Below are 16,415 nucleotides of genomic sequence, written 5' to 3' on the forward strand. Positions count from 1 at the left end.
GTCGTAGTAACTATCCGTCTGCGCCGTGTGGTCGGTTCGGCTCCGGGTGGTCGGAGAGTTGGTCGGCAACCAGTGCGATGAGCTCTTCCAGGGACTGAGGCCCGGTCGTTCCAAACGTAGCCCCGGCAATGACCGGTTCGTCAGGGCGTTCGGTGGGGGCGAACAGGGACGGCAGCGGCGGCCACCTCAGCGTGGCTAGCAGCATGGCGATGTCTGGAGCGCTGGTTAATCCGGGCTCGATGTCTTCGCACCGCCGCAGAACCGCATTCAGCTCCGCGATGACTGGCCCCAGAGCCATTCGATCATGGCCTGCGAGCACCTCGCCAGTGTCAGGGTCGATGGCGCGGAACGGGGCTGGCTGCCGCACGAACTCCGCATCCGCCAGGTCTGTCCACGACTGTGGGATGCGCTGGTCGCGGACAAGGTCGTCGATGCGTTCGTCGAAGTGATCGGCGGAGTCCCGGACCTTCCTGTCCCGGAGGGCCGAGGTGTCGCTGATCATCAGCTCTGTCCGCAGTCGGTCGGCGCGGAAGCGACGCCAACGGGACTTGGGATCCGCTCCATCGGCCCTGACGGGCCACAACAGCTTGCTGATGATGGCGGACGCGGTGAGGAACGACTGGACCGCAGGCCACGCCTCGGAACGCCGCTGCGGATCCCGGCTGAGAATGAGAGCCTGTTGCACCGCGGCCAAGGCGTAACTCGCCTGCCGCACGATCTCGGCGACGTAGAACCGCCGGGCTCCCGATGCCCAGCGCAGCTCCCAGTCGTCGCTCACTCGATCATTGTGTCCCGTCAACGACGTAGGCGTTGGCCATCCAGGCCAGGCAGGAGCCGACCGTCATGTTCCCCGCCGCTCCCTCGACGTAGGTCCCGGTAGCGGGTGACGGCGTGTGCGCCCGGAGTCCGTACCCACAGTGGAGCGCCGATGAGGATGCGTTCGACGTCTGGGCTGATGCCGCCGTCGCGGTCAAAGGTCCACCGGTCTTTGTCGAGCACGACGTCGCTGTAGATCTGCGCGAACCACTCGGATTCAGTCGCGTGGCCGAGCGTGAAGCCCCGCGTCCAGGGCTTGTCCTCGTGTTCGTCCCAGGTTCCGGTCACGCCCTGCTCGGTCGCGATCTTCAGGGCTTCGACCGCGATGGACTCTGGGTCGTCCCACTGTGAATTGTTGATCGTGCCGCGGCTCCGGATGTACAGAGCAATCGCCCGAGCTGCGGAGGACGACCATCCTTCCGGTGGCTTGTCGGAGCCGCCGACGTAGTCGGCGGTGTTCTCAAGGCTGCCGAACAGGCACACATCGACGCGGACGCCAGTGCTGCTGCGAGTGCTGACGTACATCACGACGCCTTGTCGCTTCTCAATACCGCCCGTGAACTGGGCGAACTCGACACGGCCGACGCCCTTGGCGAACACCGCCGGCGGCGGGGTGACGAAGTCCTCGACTGCGAGGTCTCCGATCGCCGTTTCGATTCGACGTGCGACCTCAGCACGGTCGAGCGTGCGCGCCTCCTGCGCAAATTCGAGCCCACCGATCAAGGGAATCGACGCCGTCTTGGCCTTCCAACTCACGCGCCGTTCGAGGGCGATGCCGTTTGCCGACGCGATGTCCCGGATACGGCGATCCGACCAGTAGGCGTAACTCCGGATCACACCGAGCTCGCCCATGAGCAGGCCCTCCAAGCGCCGTTCGTCGAAGCGGTCCCGTCAGGGCCAGCACGTTCGAAGCCTACCTATCCGCCCTCCCACTCAACCGGGTGAACCATGCCGCCGCTGCTGTCGAGCTCACGTGTGGTGTCGCCTCATTGGCGCCTCACCAGCGCCTCGCCGCCGCTCTGGTTCAGATCTTGATACAGCCGTCTAATCGCCCACACGAATCGACCCAGCCGGTTCGACTGGTGCTGGTGCGCCGCAGGTCACGGCAGGTGGGTCGACCAGACGCACGGTGAGTCGGCTCGTGATGGCGAGACGGGGTGGGAGAACGTCACGGTGATGGCGACGCATGAGAGCGCGTCAGGTCTTGAACAACAGGTAGACCCCGACGCGCCGTCGCTGTTCCGGATCTACGACTACCTGCTCGGTGGTGGGCACAACTTCGCGTCCGACCGCGCCGTGGCCGACAAGATCACCACGCTGGTGCCTGGGTATGACGTATTCGTCCGCGAGAGCCGCGCCTTCGTCCGCCGCGCAGTCCTTCACATGCTCACGGCCGGAATCGAGCAGTTCCTCGACCTGGGTGCGGGCATGTTCAGCGCCCACCCCGTGCACCATCTCGCCCAGGCTGAACGTCCTGACGTCCGCGTCGTCTACGTCGATCGCGACCCCATAGCCATCGCCGGTCTCGGTCTGATCGTCCATGCGGACGATCCGAGCACCGGGGTGATCGAGGCCGACCTGCGGCACGTTGACGAGGTGCTCGACCATGCCGTGACCACTCGGCTGCTCGATCTGACTCGCCCGGTGGGCGTGGTGGCCGGGTCGGTGTTGCATTGCCTGCCCGACGCCGAGGATCCGGCCGCCGCATTGGCCAGGTACCACGAGCGGCTGGCACCCGGCTCGCTGTTGGCCGCCTCACACGCCGACGGCATCGTCCTCGGGCTGGAATCGGCCGGTGCGATCGAGGACTGTCTCGCCAGGGCCGGGATCACGCTCGTCCACCGAAGCCGGCGGCAGTTCGCCGACCTGCTGGGACCGTGGCAACCACACCCGGACGGCGTGGCGCCGATCGGCTTGTGGCGACCGGACGGGCTCACCCTGCCCGTACGCGAGTGCCTGTGGGGCAACGCCGTGCTCGCCGACCGCCGTCCCGAGCCCGCGGAGCGCGCATGAACAAGGCCGAGCACATCAACACCGTGTCCGGATCGGTCCACGGCCAGGTGCTGCAAGCCCGCACGGTAACCGCCGACACCATCGTCCTGCACGCTCCCGAGCACCGAGTGCCGGTTCCCCGGCAGCTTCCGCCGCCCGCGCACACCTGGGTCGACCGCGCAGATGAATTGGAGCGGCTGGACCGTCTGCTCACCACGGCGGGCCCGACCCGCGTGGTGGTGACCGGCCTGGGCGGGGTCGGCAAGACCGGCTTGGCGGTGCGCTGGCTCGACGGACACCACGAGCGCCACCCCGACGGCGTGCTGCACGTGGACCTCAACGGCTGGAGCGGCCACCCGCCACCGGCCACCGCGCAGGTCCTCGCCGGATGGCTCCGCGCGCTCGGCGTCGCCGCCGACGACCTGCCGGGCGAGGTGGCCGAGCTGGTCGCGCTGTACCGAACGGTCACCTCGGACAAGGCGGTGGCCATGCTGGTCGACAACGCCCGTTCCGCCGAGCAGGTGCAGCCCCTGGTACCTGCCACGGCGCGCGGCACGATCCTGGTCACCAGCCGCAATCGGCTCGCCGAGCTGGCCATCGCGGGCTTCCGCCACCTCGACCTCGACTGCTTCCCCGCCGCCACCGGCGCCGCGCTCCTGACCGGCCTCCTCGACGAGGATCGACAGCCCATCGGCGAGGAGCTGCTGCACGCGCTGGCCATCCGCTGTCACGGGCATCCGCTGGCCCTAACCATCGCCGGAGCCCATCTCGCCGCCTACCCCCGGCGCGACCCGGCGCGCCTGATCACCCGGCTGACCCACCTCGCCGAGGCGTCCACTGGCGCTTTGGACCCGCACGAGCTGTCCGTTGAAGGAGTGCTGCAGATGAGTTACGAGGACCTAGACGCCACCACCGCCCGGCTCTACCGCGGTCTGGCCGAGCATCCCGGCGTCGAGTTCACAGCCGAGCCGCTCGCCGCCGGGCTCGACGTGCCGGTCACCGACGTCGGCCGCGGGCTCGGGCGGCTGGTGGAGGCGAACCTCGTCACCGAGTCCGGGGACGAGCGCTACCGGCTGCACGACGTCCTGCGTGAGCACGTGCGAGCCCTGGCAGGCCAGGATGACCAGGCCAAGCGGCTGGCGGTGCGCCGCCGGATGATCGAGTGGTACCTGCGGCGCGGGGCGGCGGCCGACAAGATCATCAATCCTTTCCCTCGCCGGTTCAGCCCCGTCTACACCGATCTGGACACCGGCATGTTCGCCGACGCGAAGGCCGCCCTGGACTGGGCCGAGACCGAACGCGCCAACCTTCTCGCCGCTCAACAGGACGCCGCCGACCAGGGCTGGACGGAGCTGGTGTACCAGTTCGGCGAGGTCCTGTGGAACCCGCTGCGACCCAACTACACCGCCGGTGAGTTGGTGAGCTCGCAGTTCCTCGGGGCTAATGCCGCCGCCGACGCCGGGCACATCCTGGAGGTCGTCTGCCGCACCCGCCAGGGCTTCGGCGAGACCAACCTCGGCCACCACGAGGCCGCAGTCGCCATCTGCACGATCGCCGTCGAGCTGGCCGCCGAAGTCGGTGACCCGTGGCTGCACTCCGGCGCGCTGTCCACCCGCGCCCGCGCCCACCTCAAGGCCGACGACCCGCACGCCGCCCTCCCGGACCTCGAACATGCCCTGGAAGTCGCCGAGGGGATGAACGACGCCCGCAGCATCGCGCTGCGACACCGACGCCTCGGCGAAACCGCCCTGCACCCCAAGATCGCCGACGCCCAGCTCGCACTCCACCACCTGCGGCTGGCGGCGAGCATGTTCACCGGCATCGGCGATGACATCGGCCACGCCCGCACCGTCCTGCACTTGGCGCGGGCCCTGACCCTGAACGGGCAAGCCGCCGAGGCAGTGTCGGAGCTGGCCGAGATCGAGCAGGCCGTGCGCGACTACGGCTCGGTCGGCTACCTGGCCGACCTATGCACTGTGCTCGGCGAGGTCCACGCCGCGCTCGGCGACACCGCCGAGGCCCACCGCTGCTACAGCCAGGCCATCGACTACTACACCGCCGCCGGCCCCGGCGCCGACAAGAGCAAGGCCACCGTCATCGCCCGGCGCGACGCCCTCGACTCCGACCAACCGACCGCCTGAATGCGAAGAGGAGCGAACGACATGGCAGCACACACCACGGTCAAGGGAAAGCGGATCACCGGCGAGGCCCGCATCAAGATGGCTGCTGACCTGAAGAAGAAGTACGAAAAGGGCGCCAGCATCCGTGCACTGGCCGAGGCCACCGACCGCTCGTACGGCTTCGTGCACCGAATCCTGACCGAGTCCGGCGTGGTGCTGCGTGGACGCGGCGGCGCTACCCGGACCAAAACCAAAACCCCATAGCCAAGCGACAGCGGGCACGAGAACGGCTCGCGACACCAGCCATCCGATACGCGAGCGGAGATCATGATGCCCAGACGCGTCTTGCGGGGCTACCGCCTGGGAACGCCCACTGGCGAACCGGATCGCGATGCGCGGCCGGCGCCGCGGATTCAAGTCCGCTTCGCGTGCCGAAGAGGACACGAGTTCACTGTGCCGTTCTCGACAGACGCCGAGATACCCGCCGTCTGGAGGTGCCCGCGACACGGCGTCGAACATTGCCTCCGCATCAATGAAGACTCCGACTGGCAACCTCCCAAGGGAAAGCCCCCACGCAACGCACTACGTCATGCTCTTGGAACGACGCAGCATCGTCGATCTTGAAGACCTCGTCGACCAGGCGCTGGCGGGCATCCTCCTGCAGCGCCGATCGCCTTACGGTCGCGTGCCCATCGGCGACCGAACCTACGGTTTCCGATTCGAGCCATGACCGCCGGCCGAGAAGGCGTAACAGGCAGGCCAGCTCTGATCTGATGTTTCGAGCCGACTACCTCGGAGCATGCGACGTATCGAGCCCGAGGGCGCCTCGCCTCATCATCGACGTGCAGGTCGCGGTCTACGGCTTGGGCTGGCCGGTGCCGGAGTTACGAGCCGGTGAGCCGCGCAGTTCCGTGACACGCTCGCGGAATGGCGCGCCGACCGGCCCGCGCAAATTGTCGTCTGCCACCGTCGTGGGACAACCACGTTGCCAGTCATGGGACCAGCGACAGCGGTAATCTACCGAGAGAAACGTGTTCCAGATCTGCGTCGCGGAGCGATCATGGCGATGGCGACCGAATGTCCTGTAATGCCGATGTGCGGTCGAACGGTGGATGACCGATTCCGATTGTTTGCGCAGTGACCTTGATGCCGCTGGCACAGGCCACTGAGCGACGCGATCAACACGGCAGTGTCTCTATGGATGGGTCGGCGATGAGACGGCCGAGAGTGGCCCGACCCGACACGGACGCCAGCGCTGCACCTGCGGTAACAACGGCTCGATCCGCCGCCATCGACCTCCCTCCGGATAATGGAGCCATGGAACGGCCGATCGATTTCTCGCGCGACCGCCGCATGCTGTGCGGGATCTGCGCCCACGAGTGGCTGGTCGGACTCGATTGGATCGACCGCTGGGAGCAAGGTAGAGAGGTGTGCCCTGGGTGCGGAACGACGTGCGAACACGAAAACGCTCCCCGGGTGACGGTCAATCCCGACGATCTTGCGCTCGACGCCGACAAGATCGCACAGTTCGCCTGGTACCACACGACCACGGTGCCGGACTGGCCGACGAGGGACTTCGACCCGGCGGCCGATCTCACGCCCGAGACACGAAGAGTGATGGGCGGCGCGAAGCGGGTCGCCGCGTGGGCCGCGCGCCAGCGCGGGAAAGCCCTCCATGTCGGCACATACGAGTCCGCGGTCCACAACATGCTGAGGCGGATGCGCGACCAAGCTGACCGCGGCAGCCAGTTCTACCTGTACCGCGTTCTTCTGGTGCCGTCCGTCGTTGTGCGGGAGGGCTGGCTCATAGACCCCAGCGACTTCATGGGTGACGTAGTTCTCGACGAGGTCTGCCCTCCAGGCGTGGACGTCGCCCGCTACCTCAACTATCACGAGGACCCCGGCGGACTCTCACTCGCCCTGGGACGGAGCGCGATCGCCAGCGTCCAGCAGGTCGCCGTACCGCTCCCTGACGCCTGCGACGACGATTGGGTGCGAGAAGCCGCCACGGCTCTCGATGGCACCTCCGACACCCCTGTCCCGGCCACCGACAGGCTTAGTCGATTCATTCGGCCGTCGTCTCCGCAAGCTCTCCTGCGTCGCGAGCTCGGTGCGGCTCTGGCCGGCAAGCTGCCGGTGAACCTCCAGGACCAGTTCGCGTCCGCCGCTGCGTTCGACGAGGGCAACAACCCGATGCAATGGGCTCGTCGGACGAGCTGTCTGTTCGATCTGATCGTGAATCCGCTACGCACGCTGGCCGAACTCGACCGGCAAGAGCGCCGCACGGTCTGAGAATCCACCGCGGTTGCTGCTGCCGCCCAGCACTGACTGTGTTCACAGGTGAAGTTCGGCCGCTGGCCCGCACTATCAAGATCAGCAGCCAGATTCCGGGCCGCCTGAACGTCCGCTCATAGCCGCTGACCGGCCATCCGGGAACACAGCGTCCGCCAATCGCCATCGCGATAACCTGTTCCAGTTCTGCACCGCTGTCGGTGGTCCCATGACTGGCCACGTGGTGGTCCCACGGCCGTGGCAGACGACACAAATGCCGACCCACGGACACCTCTTTGTGTTCGCAGTTTCCTTCGCTATGCCCCCAGGTGTTCATACACATGTTTGCGCGATACGGGCCGCGCCAGTACCGGTGGCGATAGTGAGGCGAGCTGCGGCTTTCGTCCGACGTGTCGTGGTCGGCGTTGTCGTCTCCGTCGTGGGGAGGCAGGTCTTCAGTCCTGAACCGCGGGTGTACCCGGACGACGTTCACGGCGCTCGTCGCGATGATGCCGGCTCGGGCGTCGCCTCGGGTCACTGATCGCGGAGCTGCAATCACATCGGTCTGGGTCAGCGGTTTCTTGACTTTGTGGTCGAGCAATTGCCATAGGCCGTAGACGGTCTGGACCCACCCGGCGCAGTGGTTCGCGTCGGGTTCGGGGAGCAGTTCACCGAATTGAAGGGTCGCGGTGAAGGTAGCGAGTACCGGCATCGGGCTCATCCGGGCCGAGACCGAGCGGACATGGTCGGCGAAGTAGCCCGCGCTGTAGCGGGTCTTTGTCGCTGCCCACTGGGCGACGAACGTGTCCGGGGGCAGGCCGGTCCAGTGGGGCGGCCGATTTGGGGTGTAGAACGACAGTTGGACCCGGTCCTCGTGCGGCGGTGGCAGGTGTGACCAGCTAATGGCGACGATTGGGGCCTCGACGTAACCGGAGACGTCGTAGAGCCAGGGGGCTGGTATCCATCCTGAGCCTGGCAGGTCTTGCGCACGCGCGGCGTCATAGAGGGCGCCGCCGATGCAGCTCTCGAACAGCATGAAGCCGGTCATGCTGGGCATTCGGTCCGAGCGGGCGGGTTCGGTGGACGGGGTGGACGAGTAGGTCACGGCCATCTCGATCGCCTCGTGGTCGACCCACGTCAGGCTCGCGTTCTGGAGGCGGTCGGCTTCATCGCGGGCGTATCGACGCACTTCCCGGCCCTCGCTCTCCGCCGCGGCGGCTCGGGCGACCTGGCCTGTACGTCCTTGCTGGGCGCCCTCGGCCGCGATGTTGGCGTAGTGCTCGTGAAGCCGCCGGCGGAGGAAGGGAAGCTGCTCGGAAGACGGAGCGACCCACGGCGCGGGCTGGAAGATCGAAGCGTCCGGGATCGGGTCGGGAATCTTGAGGCCATCGGTTGCCGGGTGCATGAAACGGACTCCAGCCAAGGTCGCGGCGGCGCTGGTCACAGGCGGCGCAGTGCTTGCAGCACGCGGTCGAGAAGCGCCAGGTGCTCGTCGTCGGGCCGCGGTCCCTCCAGCGCGGCCCGCCGCGCGGCGGCTCGTTCCTCGTCGAGGTCGAGCGGAACCGCGGACGGCCCCGTGGCGGGCAGTTGTCCAAGGCTGGGGAGGTACTCGGTGAGTGGTCCGTTGTCGGCATGGCGGCACGCGGCTTTACCGTGGACAGCATCGAACGGCAGTTCGGGGGTTTCCGGCGAGCAGCGAGGACTCGGCAGGATCACCATCGCGTCCGCCTTCGTGTCCGGCTCCTCACTGTGGTTCACTGCTCTGCGGCAAACTGGTCGGACTCATGACGGGTTCGTGTCGGTCGCCATCGGGCCAAAAACGGGTGCCACGCAGGACGTGCAGGAAGGGCAGCAACTCCTCGCGAAGTCCTGGCGTGGTGGCAATCGCGCACCGGGAACGAGTGGTGTGTGGGCTGGCGTCGGCATCCAGGACGAGGGCTCCGGCCTCTCGGGCGATGACGGCCCCGGCCGCGGTGTCCCACGTCCGGTTGCCGAGCAGGACGCAGGCATCAAGGGTGCCGTCGGCGACCCAGACGAGGTCAAGTGCGGACGAGCCGTAACGGCGAAGCCCTTGTGCTCGTGCCGTGAGTTCCCGGTCCACAGTGGAGCAGAGCACGTCTCGTAGCGCAGTGTCCTGGCCGCTGCCATAGTCGCTGAACCCGATCAGGGCTCGATCGAGCGACTCAGTGCCCGAGGCGGCGATTGGTTCTCCGTCGCGGTAAGCGCCCTGCCCGTCGGTCGCCCAGTAGCGGTGTCCGAGAAAGGGAAGCGCTGTGACGCCGAGGATGGGGCGGTGGTTGTGCACGAGCCCGAGCGCGATCGCGCACAAGGGACTGCCGTGGTGGTGGTTGATCGTGCCGTCGATGGGATCGAGAACCCAGTACGTCTCCTGGTTGCCAACCGAGCCGGTTTCCTCTCCGAGGAACCCGATTTCGGTGCGTCCATCGGCAATCAACCGTTGGCGGACCACGTGTTCGACGTCCTCGTCCACTTCGGACACAGGGTCGCGGTCGCCCTTGTACCGGATCGAGCGAGGACGGTGGCTGAGGACATGCTCGACCGCAAGATCGATCGCGGCCTGTGCCGCGGGCAGGGCAGCGGTGAGGTCGGGTGCCGACAGCATGGTTCCTTCGGTTCTTCGGGCGCGCCCGGCTCACGTAGCTGCGCCAAATGGACCGGGCCGTGGACGGTGAGGGTCAGGAGTAGTGCGGCCACCACGGGTGTTCGACAGTCAGCGCGTCGCTTCGCAGTCGTTCCGCGATGACCGCGGGGCGCAGCTCGACTTGGTGGAGGTCCGCTTGGGTGAGCCACCGCAGTTCGTGTTCGCTGGACCGGGCGGCTTCGGGGCCAGCGAGAGTCACGTCGAACAGCAGGGCCAGTTCGTAGAGGGCAGGCCCGTTCGGTGAGGTGTGATCGCGCAGTTCCACGGTGGCACAGAAGTCGAGGTAGGCGAGGTCGACGTCGGTCTGTTCCCGCACGGAGCGCCGCAGGGCGTCCTCAACGGATTCACCTGGTTGTACTCGACCGCCGGGTAGCCGGAAGGCGCTGGCGTCCCGGTCTCGGACGAGCAGGAGACGCTCCTCGTGCCCGACGAGGCCGTATGCCCCGACAAGCGGACCGAGAGCTGGAGTGGTGGTGGAGGTCATCATGGTGCTCTCACGATCGACGGACAGGACGATAACCGAGGTGACGCCTCAAAGAGGCCAACGTGGTGGTGCTCATCGCACAACCGGGGTTCGTAGACGGCAGTGTTCAACTGGGTCTCGCGGACCAGGACCCGCTCGACCCGCGCACCGTCGGCGCGTGCAAGTCCGATCAGCGTGCTCTCGGCGACTCGGCCCAGCAGTACCGCCACTGCCTCCACCGTGGGCCACGGCAGCCCGTATCCGAATTCTTCGGCATGGTCGGCCGGTTGCTCGGCCCCGAAGCGGAACACCCGGTTGCCTTCGGCGACCAGCGGCGCGATCAGCCGATCGCGGACGCCGAGCATCGTGGCGTGGTCGAGGTGCTCGTCGATCCAGCGCCGTACCCCGACCTTCAGCGCGCCGAACTCCACGACGGTCACCTCGGGGCTTAGCTCCGCGGCGCTCACTGTCACCGCGACCGACCAGGAGTGGCCGTGCAGGCTTACACATTTGCCGCCCAGGTGCGGTAAGCGATGCCCGGACGCGAACGAGTGCTCGATGGTGATCTTGTGCGACATCAGCGGGGCACCAGGCTCGACTGGTCAACCGGCGCGGGTGAGCGTGCTGGTTGCACCTCGCGCATATCCACTGCAACAAGCTCACTTTCCGTACCGAGAGGAGTGGCCGAGACCGGTATGGCCTGCGATGGGCGGTCGGAGGTCGCCCACCGCAGGCCGAATCCCAGTCAACGACGCCGCCCTTGCCGATCACCAGAGCGGCCGTGCGGCGAGAACGAGGCGTCAACGGGGCGGCCCAGGCGCTGACCAGGGCGCTAGTGGTCTGCTGGAGCGAGGGGCTTCACCCAGATGGGCGGGCAACTGCGTTTGGCGGTCAGCCGGATCGTCAGCCGTGGTCGAGAACGGAGCGGCCATGAGGCAGCGATGAGGCGACACCTTCCCTACGCTGCGAAAACCGGCGAGTACTGTGCGCTATGGAGGGTCTGGCAGGAGGGACGACGCGATGGCAGCACGGCCTCTCACCCCGCTCGCAGCTGCCCGCGAGGCCGCTGGTTATACCCAGGAGTCCCTCGCCGTCACCCTGAAGGTCGAACGGACCACCATCGGACGTTGGGAACGTGGGGTCCAGTCACCTCAGCCTTGGCAGCGGCGCGGCCTCGCCACCGCCCTGCAGATCTCGCTCGACGTACTCGACGACCTGCTACGACGTAGCCTTCGGCAACCTGCTGCCGACATCACCACGGTCCTGATCTCACCTTCGTCGAGCCTGGTGACGCTCCCTGCCGAGCGGACCGTTCACGAGGACGCACCGGCACCCGATGCCGACGTCATCCACGCCGCCATCCCGCGCCTGCGCCGCGCGCTTGACCGACTGGACCTGCCCGACGACGGACCAACCAGGTCTCCGGACGACCTGCACGGCGAGATCATCCGCGCCAGCGACGACCGGCTGCAGTCCCGCTACGGCAACCTCGCCCGCCGCCTGCCCGACCTCATCGCCGAACTCGCCCGTGCCGGTCAACTGGGCGACGCTGCAGGCCAGCGCCACGCCGCCGCCCTGCTGACCTTGGCGTTGCGGGCTGCTGACGGCGTGGCGTTCAAGTTCGGCTACCTGGATCTGTCAGCCCGGCTGATCGACCTGATGCGCTCGGCCGCCCAGATCGCCGAGGACCCGCTGCTGCTGGCCGCCGTTGCATACGTGCGAACCGAAACCTTCTTCGCCACCGGCGACCTGGATACCGCCGCCCGCGCTCTCGAACTCGCCGCTGACCACGTGCCCGATCTCGGCACGACCTCCTCCTTGGCCGCGTTCGGTGCCCTGCACATGCGCGCGGCAGTCGTGGCTGGTCGGGCGGGCAAGGCCGACCTCGCCGCCGACCACCTGCGTGAGGCTCGCCGCGCCGCGGGCAGTGTGCCCGAGGGCATCTACGTGGGCACCGCGTTCGGCCCGGCCTCGCTGCGCATCCACGAACTCGCGGTCGCGGTCGAACTTCGAGATCCATTGGGTATCGAACGCGCGGCGTCCTGGCGCCCGCCCGACGAACTTCCCGCCGAGCGTCGTTCCCACTACTTCATCGATCTGGCCCGCGCCCAGCTCACCCTCGGTCGCCACGAAGACGCTCACCTGTGCCTTCAGGCGGCCCGCCAGGCCGCGCCCGAGCACACCCGCACCCACCCGCAGGTCCGCCAGTCCCTCTCGTCCCTCCTGCGCACCCACAGCGCGCCCAGCGCCGGCTTGCTCGACCTCGCCGCTTGGGCCCGTGCTCGCTGATCCGCCTGCCACAGCCGCTCAGCGCGGGGATAGCAGATCCGGCAGGTCGTGAAGGGAGTCGATCACCCAATCCGCGTCGCGACGGACCAACGGGTCGTCAGCCCACAGATAGCCCCACGGGCCCCGCCGGATCAGTGCCGTGCGGAACCCAGCTGCCTTCGCGGCAACTACGTCGTTGTCCCGGTGGTCACCCACGTATACCGTCTCGCCCGGTTCGTCGGGCACCATCTCCGCCACGCGGGCGAAGAACTCGGGCGACGGCTTGGCGACACCCCATTCGCCCGAGGTCGCGATCCGGTCCACCGGCAGCTCCAGTGCACGCAACAGCTCGGCTGCGCGAGCGGTCTGGTTCCCGGCCACCCCGACCCACAAGCCGCGTTCTCGCAGCGCGACCAGGCCGGGCCGCACATCGCTGTAAAGGTCGCTGTCCTCGATGTGCTCACCCTGGCCGGCCTCCTCGCGCAGCCGTCGTTCCCGTGCAAGGTCGAAGCCCGGCTTGAAGTACTGGAACGTCTCGGCATTGTCCCGGCCAGCGGCGGTGACCGCGCCCAGCACTGTCGAGAAGGTATGGCGCGAGACGCCGATCCAGTCGGCCCACGCACCCCACTCCCGCGAGTCGTCCAGCAACGTCTCGCCCACGTCGAACACAACCGCGGTCACCATGCTCCTACTCCTACGTCACGTGCAGACACCGCGCGACAGCGAGGGCCCTTCGGCCGCCCAACTCACTGACATCCGTGTCCGCGGCGACCGCCGGTTTGTCCGCTTCCCGGTTGACCACGTCGACGCAGCCCGAACAGCGAGCAGGCCGAGCCTCGACCTAACGGCGATTGGTGTGAGAGAGCGCGTCAGTTGGCCAGTCCGGTGCTCAGCTGTCGGCCAGGACTCGATCACTTGTGGCGACCGTAGCCGTGAGCGCGCTTCGCGGCTACTTAACGTGATGCTCATGGTCGGGTTCGGCCAAGAAGCGATCAGTCTTGTCGGTCAGTCGTGCGTAGCTGTGTAGAGATTCCGCACGCTCTGGCCCATGCACGAATAAACTTTCCAGCCGAAAGCATCGTCGATTCTGCCCATTCGGCGCCGAGTGCGTCCCTGTGTGCAATGCCAAGCGATAGTGGAGAAAGGCCGGGATTTGACTCCAGCGCAGCAAACGCCTCGCGCATGCCCCGCTGCCGTTCTACGATCTCGCGGAGTCGTCCCGGCTCCACCGCGCCGTGCGAAAACACGCTGTTGCCCGACAGAACGATACGCTCGCCCTCATCGGTATCCACCAAGCCGAGTGCGGTTAGGTCGCGGACTGCGGTCGCAAATCCGTTCTTGGAAGGGCGGGTGTGCCCGGCTGGATCAGAGAGATGCAGCAGGAGCTGCAGGGCGGGCCCAGGGTTTGCGCCAGGGAAAGGGCTCCGCACCCGGACAGGTACTGCTCCGCTCAAGAGTCGACCAAGGGGTTCGCTATCGCTTTCCGTCATCCTTGTCATGCCGTTTGCTAGAAGCCGCACTAGACCGGCATATTCCATCCATTGACAGAAAGAGCGAGCATATGTAACCCAACTATCACTTTTCGCCGCCACGGCCCTGAATTCGGCAGCAAGAACAGCTGCAAACTGTGGAATTGAGACGATGTCCTCGCGGGTGAGCATATCGGCAGCAAGCTTGTACATCTTATGTCTACGCAGTGCCTGAGAAACGCGCGCCCTAATAGCTTCTTCCCTATCGGGGGAATCGAGCAGGTCCGGCTCAAGCGTGACGCGGTTCGACTCTGCACTCAGCACGCCGAATTGCCGAAGCTCACGAGAGTAGTTAAAGACAACTGTTGCTGTCGTATCCAACCTCGCAGCTGCATCTGGGACTGAAACGCTACCACCTTCGGCAACAACCACGCGCAACAGGCGGCCGGCCCCGAGAGGGGCGTAGCGGACGACGTATGAGTCCTCGATCGCCACGCTGCCGTTATTAAGATAGTCACGGAAGGTATCCCAGTAGACGTCGATAGTATGACCGACCTGCACTACCAAACGTTGATGAAGCAGGCTATCCAGAACGGCGCCAGTGGCCACATCGTAGTCAAGATCGGATATCGCGACTGGTGCCGCCTGAGCAACGGTTCGGAGAACGGCTTGCTCACTTGGGCTCAACCGGGCAAGGTCACTTTCGAACAGGCCGCGGGCGTTCAGTGCCTGCTTAGCGAGATCGTCTTGCGTGACGCCGCGATCAACCTCGGCGAGTATATGGGCGCCGAACTTCTTGAAGAGCCACGGGAGGCCCTGTGAATTGTACTCGCGAAGCCTTTGTCGCAGATCGCGATTGAGCTTACTGCCGAGCGACTTCTCAAGTCGTCGCAGAAGGGCCTCGACCTCGCGTGGCCCGAACGGTTCAAGGATGGAAACTAGGGATGCGTCACGTATATCATTTCGCAGCCCAAATGGGTACCCCTCGGTCCATGCAACCACGTCAGTCTTCCAGGAAAAGCTGATCGTCAACGGCGCATTTATTTCGCGGATCAGAAATGCGAGATCGCGGAACTCTCGGGTAAGATCCGAGTCTCGAAAAACATTCTCAAATTGATCAAAAGCGAGAAAGATTGGCCGGGCGGGAGATGTCCAGGTGGCACGCTTGAGAGTCTCCACGATGCTCTGCAGACTGCTGAACGCAGCCTGGGGCGGCAACTCAAGAACCTTTCTCTCGACCGCCTTCCGAATAATGCGTTCCATTGCGGCGGGAACGAATTCGGATCGCTCCGCCGTTCTTGAGTCGATAACGATGCCGACGCCGCCTGCCTTCTCGATCCCCTTCTGCAGATGCAGAACTAGCGAACTCTTACCCCAGCCGGATTTGGCATTAATTACTATTGAACCAGCCGTGTCGCGATCCCTGAGCTTTTCAAGTAGCGACTGCGCGAGGATTTTCCGGCCGATGAAGAATTCGGGTGCCGCTGGAAGTTGGTACTCGAAATCAGACGTGCTGCCCTGGACCTCGACAATTTTGGGCAAGGATGGGACGCGAATCGGCACCGCTCCCGCTTCATGGCCTGCGCGAACAACCGGAAGGCCCTTTGATAGATGTCGCTCGATTAGGCGAACAACAGGAGCCGGAACATCTTGCGTCCGCGTCCATGTCACCCACCTGGACGCTCGGCGAGTTTGAGAGTCAAGTTCACAGGCGGCCAGGACGACGCCATGCTCGGTAACGATGACGGTCGGGTCTGATCGAATCTCTGGCCCTTCGTCCCAACTTGGCAGAACATTTGCCGCCTGCAGTAGTTGGCAAATCTCATAAGAGCCGAGGTATCGAAAGCCGGGCAACTTTGCTTGAGCTGCGTCGGCTTTCTCCTTCGCTTCGGGAGTCAAACGAGGGAGCGCAATGAAGAGTCCGTGAATCCGGTCATCATCGGCTCGGGCTAGAGCGAACTTCCCTAGAAAGGATGTCAACAAGGGGACCCGCACATTGGAGCTGTAGGCTTTGCACTCACAAATCAGCTGCTCGTTGGTAACGGTGTGACGGGCCTGGACGTCCAGCTCGATACCTTCGCTGGTGAAGTTTAGATTTTCAGGGTGGGGATCGCCGTATCCCTGCGTCGCAAGAAGCTTTGCGATAAACATCTCGAAGAGGTGACCGCGCCTGTTAGATATCTCGCTCGTCGATGAGCCCTCCGCGAGAACAACGACGGCGGCCGTGTCAACGGTGATCTGATCCACGGATGCAGGGTACGCGCTGGTGCTGTCAGCTGGGAGTTCACGTGTTTGGCTCCCGCGCGGACGTTGCAGCCCGGAGCACCCAGCCCGGCTTGAGCTCCGACTGGCCA

The 16,415-nt window shown here is 65.9% G+C and carries 14 protein-coding genes and 1 pseudogene; 7 read left to right on the plus strand and 8 right to left on the minus strand.

Features of this window, described 5'->3' with window-relative positions:
- Nucleotides 1-10: 10 nt before the first annotated feature.
- On the minus strand, nt 11-778 hold the full coding sequence (locus A4R43_RS29585; RefSeq protein ID WP_098085227.1) for a hypothetical protein: 768 nt from the start codon (nt 776-778) through the stop codon (nt 11-13).
- A gap of 17 nt (nt 779-795) precedes the next feature.
- Nucleotides 796-1,668 carry a hypothetical protein gene (locus A4R43_RS29590; RefSeq protein WP_127516251.1) on the minus strand — a complete coding sequence of 291 codons (873 nt, stop codon included), beginning with the start codon at nt 1,666-1,668 and terminating at the stop codon, nt 796-798.
- Nucleotides 1,669-1,992: 324 nt separating this feature from the next.
- On the opposite strand from A4R43_RS29590, the gene A4R43_RS29595 reads away from it, so the two are divergent.
- The 6 genes and pseudogenes from A4R43_RS29595 (at nt 1,993) to A4R43_RS29615 (ending at nt 7,220) form a co-directional block, all read left to right on the plus strand.
- A complete protein-coding gene (locus A4R43_RS29595; RefSeq protein ID WP_098085232.1) occupies nt 1,993-2,829 on the plus strand; it encodes an SAM-dependent methyltransferase in 837 nt (278 codons plus the stop codon).
- Complete coding sequence (locus A4R43_RS29600) at nt 2,826-4,949, plus strand: hypothetical protein (RefSeq protein ID WP_112276353.1); 2,124 nt, start codon at nt 2,826-2,828, stop codon at nt 4,947-4,949. Before A4R43_RS29595 ends, A4R43_RS29600 begins: the two co-directional genes overlap by 4 nt.
- 21 nt (nt 4,950-4,970) lie before the next feature.
- A complete protein-coding gene (locus tag A4R43_RS29605; RefSeq protein WP_112276355.1) occupies nt 4,971-5,192 on the plus strand; it encodes a helix-turn-helix domain-containing protein in 222 nt (73 codons plus the stop codon).
- A gap of 66 nt (nt 5,193-5,258) precedes the next feature.
- Nucleotides 5,259-5,517: pseudogene (locus A4R43_RS44830) on the plus strand (RNA polymerase-binding protein RbpA); the annotation flags it as partial.
- Complete coding sequence (locus tag A4R43_RS44835; protein ID WP_371392077.1) at nt 5,518-5,658, plus strand: hypothetical protein; 141 nt, start codon at nt 5,518-5,520, stop codon at nt 5,656-5,658.
- A gap of 587 nt (nt 5,659-6,245) precedes the next feature.
- On the plus strand, nt 6,246-7,220 hold the full coding sequence (locus tag A4R43_RS29615) for a hypothetical protein (RefSeq protein WP_098085241.1): 975 nt from the start codon (nt 6,246-6,248) through the stop codon (nt 7,218-7,220).
- 1,419 nt (nt 7,221-8,639) lie between these two features.
- On the opposite strand, the gene A4R43_RS29620 is transcribed toward A4R43_RS29615, so the two are convergent.
- From A4R43_RS29620 to A4R43_RS29635, 4 genes are all read right to left on the minus strand, one after another.
- Nucleotides 8,640-8,957 (minus strand): hypothetical protein, encoded by a 318-nt coding sequence (locus tag A4R43_RS29620; protein ID WP_098085244.1) that lies wholly within the window; start codon nt 8,955-8,957, stop codon nt 8,640-8,642.
- Nucleotides 8,944-9,822, minus strand: a complete 879-nt coding sequence (locus A4R43_RS29625) for an inositol monophosphatase family protein (protein WP_098085246.1) — start codon at nt 9,820-9,822, stop codon at nt 8,944-8,946. Before A4R43_RS29625 ends, A4R43_RS29620 begins: the two co-directional genes overlap by 14 nt.
- Before the next feature lie 73 nt (nt 9,823-9,895).
- Nucleotides 9,896-10,348 (minus strand): NUDIX domain-containing protein, encoded by a 453-nt coding sequence (locus tag A4R43_RS29630; protein ID WP_098085249.1) that lies wholly within the window; start codon nt 10,346-10,348, stop codon nt 9,896-9,898.
- Nucleotides 10,345-10,902, minus strand: coding sequence for a 6-pyruvoyl trahydropterin synthase family protein (locus tag A4R43_RS29635; RefSeq protein WP_112276357.1), 558 nt, complete (start codon nt 10,900-10,902; stop codon nt 10,345-10,347). Before A4R43_RS29635 ends, A4R43_RS29630 begins: the two co-directional genes overlap by 4 nt.
- Nucleotides 10,903-11,344: 442 nt before the next feature.
- Here A4R43_RS29635 and A4R43_RS29640 point away from each other — a divergent pair, with 442 nt between their 5' ends.
- The gene (locus A4R43_RS29640; RefSeq protein ID WP_110341262.1) at nt 11,345-12,613 is read left to right on the plus strand and encodes a helix-turn-helix domain-containing protein; all 1,269 of its coding nucleotides are present in this window, start codon (nt 11,345-11,347) and stop codon (nt 12,611-12,613) included.
- An 18-nt stretch (nt 12,614-12,631) separates the two neighbouring features.
- Here the strand turns inward: A4R43_RS29640 and A4R43_RS29645 are convergent, their stop codons facing one another.
- Nucleotides 12,632-13,276 (minus strand): HAD family hydrolase, encoded by a 645-nt coding sequence (locus tag A4R43_RS29645; RefSeq protein WP_110341264.1) that lies wholly within the window; start codon nt 13,274-13,276, stop codon nt 12,632-12,634.
- Between the two features lie 308 nt (nt 13,277-13,584).
- Nucleotides 13,585-16,308, minus strand: coding sequence for an nSTAND1 domain-containing NTPase (locus A4R43_RS29650; RefSeq protein WP_098085255.1), 2,724 nt, complete (start codon nt 16,306-16,308; stop codon nt 13,585-13,587).
- Nucleotides 16,309-16,415: the final 107 nt, after the last annotated feature.

The organism is Amycolatopsis albispora, from assembly GCF_003312875.1.
Taxonomy (GTDB): domain Bacteria; phylum Actinomycetota; class Actinomycetes; order Mycobacteriales; family Pseudonocardiaceae; genus Amycolatopsis; species Amycolatopsis albispora.